At 36.4% G+C, this 4,834-nt stretch carries 4 protein-coding genes and 1 pseudogene; all 5 read left to right on the top strand.

What is annotated here, in order from left to right; genetic code table 11:
- Positions 1–569: pseudogene (locus LI162_RS14905) on the top strand (phosphoglucosamine mutase); the annotation flags it as partial.
- Between the two features lie 157 nt (positions 570–726).
- Entirely contained in the window at positions 727–1,278 is a 552-nt protein-coding gene (locus LI162_RS14900; RefSeq protein WP_055157668.1) for an HNH endonuclease family protein, read from the top strand.
- 190 nt (positions 1,279–1,468) lie between these two features.
- Positions 1,469–1,729, top strand: coding sequence for a type I restriction enzyme HsdR N-terminal domain-containing protein (locus tag LI162_RS14895; protein ID WP_227156855.1), 261 nt, complete (start codon positions 1,469–1,471; stop codon positions 1,727–1,729).
- Positions 1,730–2,914: an HsdM family class I SAM-dependent methyltransferase gene (locus tag LI162_RS15805; RefSeq protein ID WP_226901477.1), complete on the top strand. Its 1,185-nt coding sequence runs from the start codon at positions 1,730–1,732 to the stop codon at positions 2,912–2,914. It begins immediately after the preceding gene.
- A 121-nt stretch (positions 2,915–3,035) separates the two neighbouring features.
- Complete coding sequence (locus LI162_RS14885; RefSeq protein WP_055157664.1) at positions 3,036–4,211, top strand: hypothetical protein; 1,176 nt, start codon at positions 3,036–3,038, stop codon at positions 4,209–4,211.
- The last annotated feature ends 623 nt before the right edge of the window (positions 4,212–4,834 follow it).

Raw genomic sequence — 4,834 nt, 5'->3', positions numbered from 1 at the left:
GCATTATTTATGTATGTGGTAAATATCTCATGGAGCAGGGAAAACTGAAAGACAACACGGTTGTTACAACAATTATGTCTAACCTTGGACTCTATAAAGCATGTGACAAGATCGGTATGAAGTACGAGCAGACTGCAGTTGGCGACAAATATGTTTATGAGAACATGCTTAAGAACGGATATATTCTTGGAGGAGAGCAGTCAGGACATATTATCTTCAGCAAGCATGCACGTACAGGTGATGGTATCCTGACATCTCTTATGGTTATGGAAGCGATCATTGAGAAGAAGCAGACACTTGGAACACTTGCAGATGAAGTGAAGATCTTCCCACAGCTTCTGAAGAATGTTCGTGTAAAGGATAAAAAGACAGCACTGGATAACGCAGCAGTTCAGGCGGCAGTAGAGAAAACAGCTGAAGAACTTGGAACAGACGGACGTATTCTTGTTCGTGAGAGTGGAACAGAGCCTGTGATCCGTGTTATGGTAGAAGCAGCTTCTGATGAGATCTGTGAGAAGTATGTAAACAGCGTAGTGAAAGTAATTGAAAGCGAAGGTCTTTGTGAGTAATCTCATGATAGAAAGGGTCAGGCACTGTTAACAATAGATTCGATGAGGATAATATTACGGAAGAACTTGTTGAACCGATTCTTGAGTGTTTGCTTCGGCTGTTTTCTCTTCTCGAACTTGTCGATGTTGGTTATTCCAGTAAATATTTTAAGACCTTTTGTTTGGAGCAGAAGTCAAGCTCGTTAGTAAAAGCACCACTGTCGATGAAATTAAACAGGATTTTAATGAACATATCCGTTCTAATTGGGACAAAGAAACTATTTGGGCAGCTTTACATGACTATGATGGCAATGTGCTGGTATATCTGAACGAGTTTCTTTTTGCAAAAGAAAAAGGTCTGAGTTTTACACTTGGAACAAAATATGACATTGAACACATTATGCCATATAGCGGTAACAACCTTCAGGAAATTAGAAAAGATGCCGAGATTAACAGTGAAGAAGAATTCTACGGCGTCGTAAACAAATTAGGCAACAAGATTCTTCTTGAAGAAAAGATTAATCGAGCAATCGGAAACGAATGGTTTAGAACTAAGGTTTCAACAAAACTTGAGAACAAGACAGGATATATCGACAGCAAATATCCTATAGCTCGTGCCTTGGTTTCCAAATATCAGAGTGCTAATAAGCCTTATTGGAAGAAAGATGATATTATGAGCGCCACGGACAAAGCAAGTGATAGAATCGTTAGGTTTATCTTTGGCGAGTAATTTTACTTTCTATCAGAGTTTAAAATCCCAGACAAGGAGAATGAAAATGTTTGAAATCAACGATATGGCTAAAACAGCATTTGAACCAGTGCTGTTTTAGCTGTTACAAAGAGCCCAAAAAGATGGATATATTAACATTACAGGTGTTGACGGCAAAAAGAAAATTGAGTATATAACCTCGGAAAAGCATGTGGAAAACTATGAAGATCCCGAAGAAAAAGTTCGTGCCGAATTTTTTGCTGAGCTGATATATAAATATGAATATCCTGCAAACCGCATCAAGGTTGAAGTCATTGTTCCGGACAGATTGCCTACTGACCGTGCCGATATTGTTATTTTCAGTGACGATGACTGCAAACGTCCTTATGCAATCGTTGAATGCAAAAAAGAAGGTGTTACTGATGCCGAGTTTAATCAGGCTATTGATCAGGGTGTCGGTAATGCTACATAGGTGAAACTTCGTGCAGAGTATGTAATTATCATCGCTGGCGGTACTCGTCGGGTATTAGATGTTTCCGATAAATACGGGGCATTTGAACGTGAGCAAAACATCATTGCTGACCTTCCACGGGCATACGGAAAACCTCAAGAATTTAGATTTTACAAAGGAACTGATAACGATATTAAACCTGTCTCAAGAGAAGATTTAATTGCGGCAATAAAAAAATGCCATCAGACCTTGTGGGGCGGTGGTCGTCTCTCTCCCCCTACTGCTTTTGGTGAACTCTGCAAACTCATTTTTGTTAAAATTAGCGATGAACAGAAGCCTCGTAAAAATGGTGAGCCTTATCAATTTCAGATCAAGACCCATGAACCGTCATCTAAACTGGCAGAACGTATCAATGCACTTTATAATGAGCAAAAAGTTAAGGACCCCGAAGTATTCACAGAATCTATCAAGGTAGATGACCGTGTACTTCGCACTGTCGTTTCGCATTTGGAATCTATCAATCTTAATAAAACCGACCTTGATGTTAAGGGCGTTGCCTTTGAGCAGTTTATGGATGGTTTCTTTAAGGGCGATTTTGGGCAGTATTTTACTCCTCGCCCTATTATAGAATTCTGCGTAAAGATGATGAAGCCAGAGCAAGATTGGGATGTTCTTGACCCTTCTTGTGGCTCTGGCGGTTTCCTCCTGCACGCTCTTGACTATATGCGTAATCAAGCAGGCGATTATTACGAAAAAGGCACGGTTGACTATTTCAACTATTGGCACGATTTTGCCGCAAAACACCTTTTCGGTATTGAAATCAATGATGAAATTGCCCGTGTCGCAAAGATGAATATGATCGTCCACGATGATGGTCATACCAATGTTATCAGTCATGATGCCCTTGAAAGCATTGATAAAATACACGATCATAATAGAGGTTTTGCCGAGAATCGTTTTGATTTGATTCTTACCAATCCTCCGTTCGGTTCTACCATCAACCTTGCGGAAAAGCCTTATTTATCAACATATGAGCTTGGCAACAATGTTGATGCCAAGGGCAAGAAAAAGCCACGCAAAAACCAAAGCTCCGAAGTTCTGTTCATCGAACGTATTTGGCAGTTCTTGAAGCCTGGGACAGGTAAGGCTGCAATTGTACTGCCCGATGGTATCCTAACAAACAGTTCTATAGCAGATATGTTTTAGATGGGTATTATTGTTATAAAATAATTCTGAAGATACTATTAACGTAAAGGTTTATGTAGAGTGTTGAGAAAAAATGTAAAAAAAGGTATAATATGGATACTAATTGAAAAGGAAGTTAATTATGTGCCATATATATTATCCGTATTTTAAGATTGAAAAGTCAACTCAAAACAAAAAATATAATCATAAATTATATATTTTGTTGTTATCTTTATTTTGTGATAAGATTCTTATCCCTTCTCGTCATCTGTTAGAAATAGAGAATGACAAATTTGATATTTTGCTAAACTGTAAGACACTATTTCAAAAAAATATAATTTATTCAAGAATTCCTAAGAACCAAAACTGTTTAATGGATTATTATAATTCTATTAAAACCAGTATTACGAATCGTCCACAAGAAATTGTTGAATTGCGTATACAGAAAATTGTAAATGATTTATATTCAAACAAAGATACATGTGAGACGTATGAACCACTAGAACAACAAGAATATTATTTTCAAACTATGAAAATCTTTTTACAAGAATATAAGAAGAACCATAAGAATGTAAAAGGAATGGGAAATATTGATTCTTTTTGGAATATAACTGATATTATAACGAAAGAGGATTTTGATCCATTTTTAAAAGATTTAAAGAAACAAGAGCATATTACAAAGAGTACGTATGCAAGAATAAAAAAAGCATCCGATTTATTATATTTTGTGGCTGGAGCTTCTACAGAGAGAATTAAAGTTTGTTATGACACATATTTTGAACATAAGTGTATACGATCTGAAATAGAAATTGCGATAAGCACTTTTGATGAAATCATAAACAAAAAGTATAATCCAGATGAGATTATTCAATTTCTTATTCGTCTTAAAGTAATAGAACAAGAGAGTGATTTACAAAAATTAGACATTTCAGATGTTATTTATTTGAGAAACCAAAAGTGCTTTAATAAATTCATTAATGAATTCGAAAAGTATTCTACACGATCAGATTCAAATGATTATTTTGAGAAAAAGCGAAGCACAGTAAAAGCTATACGTATTATAAAATCAGCAATTGTTTCAGTAGTTCTGACTTGTGCAAGTACGGTAATTGGAGGGCTAATAACCTCTTCGTTAATATGGAGTATAATTATTGCACTTATTTCTTTAGTGCTGTCTTCTCTGATTACCTATATGTGGCAGAAAAAAAACAAATATAAGATACCTGTAATAGAAGGAATATTAGATGAAATTATCGGATTTTTTGATCCAGTATCTTTGTATTTGGCCAAAATCAAGTGGAGATTAGATTCGGAATAAAAATCACCAAAAAAATGGGCATGGTTACTTTATCAGCTAATGCTTATTTTCGATATTAAATGACATTTTTTTTGGTAATTACTTGACACAATGGGGAAAAACAATGGTTTTACTGCATAGACTTTCGGCACTAAAATATAAGCAGCGGTATTTTGATTTTTCGCAGAATGCTTTGATTTTGACGCCAAACGAACAGTTCAGCTTGCATATCAAAGGACTTGCAGAAGGTTTGCAAATAGGATCTGTACATAGAATATCTGTTGAGCAATACTATTTATAGCAATTCCAGAAAATAATGCAAAAAATTCAGCACTGCAGAACGTGAATTACTGCGTCACAGATTTTCGTCGTACCCCGGTACGCCTTCAAATCCGTTCCTTGTAATTCGCGCCCTGCCGCCCTGCCTTTTTTGCGTTATTTTCTGGTCTTGCTATAGATATGCTTTTACAGTATGATTCTGCATTTAAACCGGAAAACATAATTGTTTCTGAAATGCAGGTACGTCAGGATTATGTGGATTACATTGGGTCATATTGGGTCATATACCAGGGGTCAGGCACCAATGTGGTCAACCTAATGTCAACTTAAGACAAGTGCCTGCTCAGGTTAATGACTAACGGTGC

Origin of the sequence: Mediterraneibacter sp. 210702-DFI.3.120 (assembly GCF_020561005.1) — a bacterium.
Lineage (GTDB): Bacteria > Bacillota > Clostridia > Lachnospirales > Lachnospiraceae > Mediterraneibacter > Mediterraneibacter faecis.
This window is presented reverse-complemented; position numbering and strand designations above follow the sequence as displayed.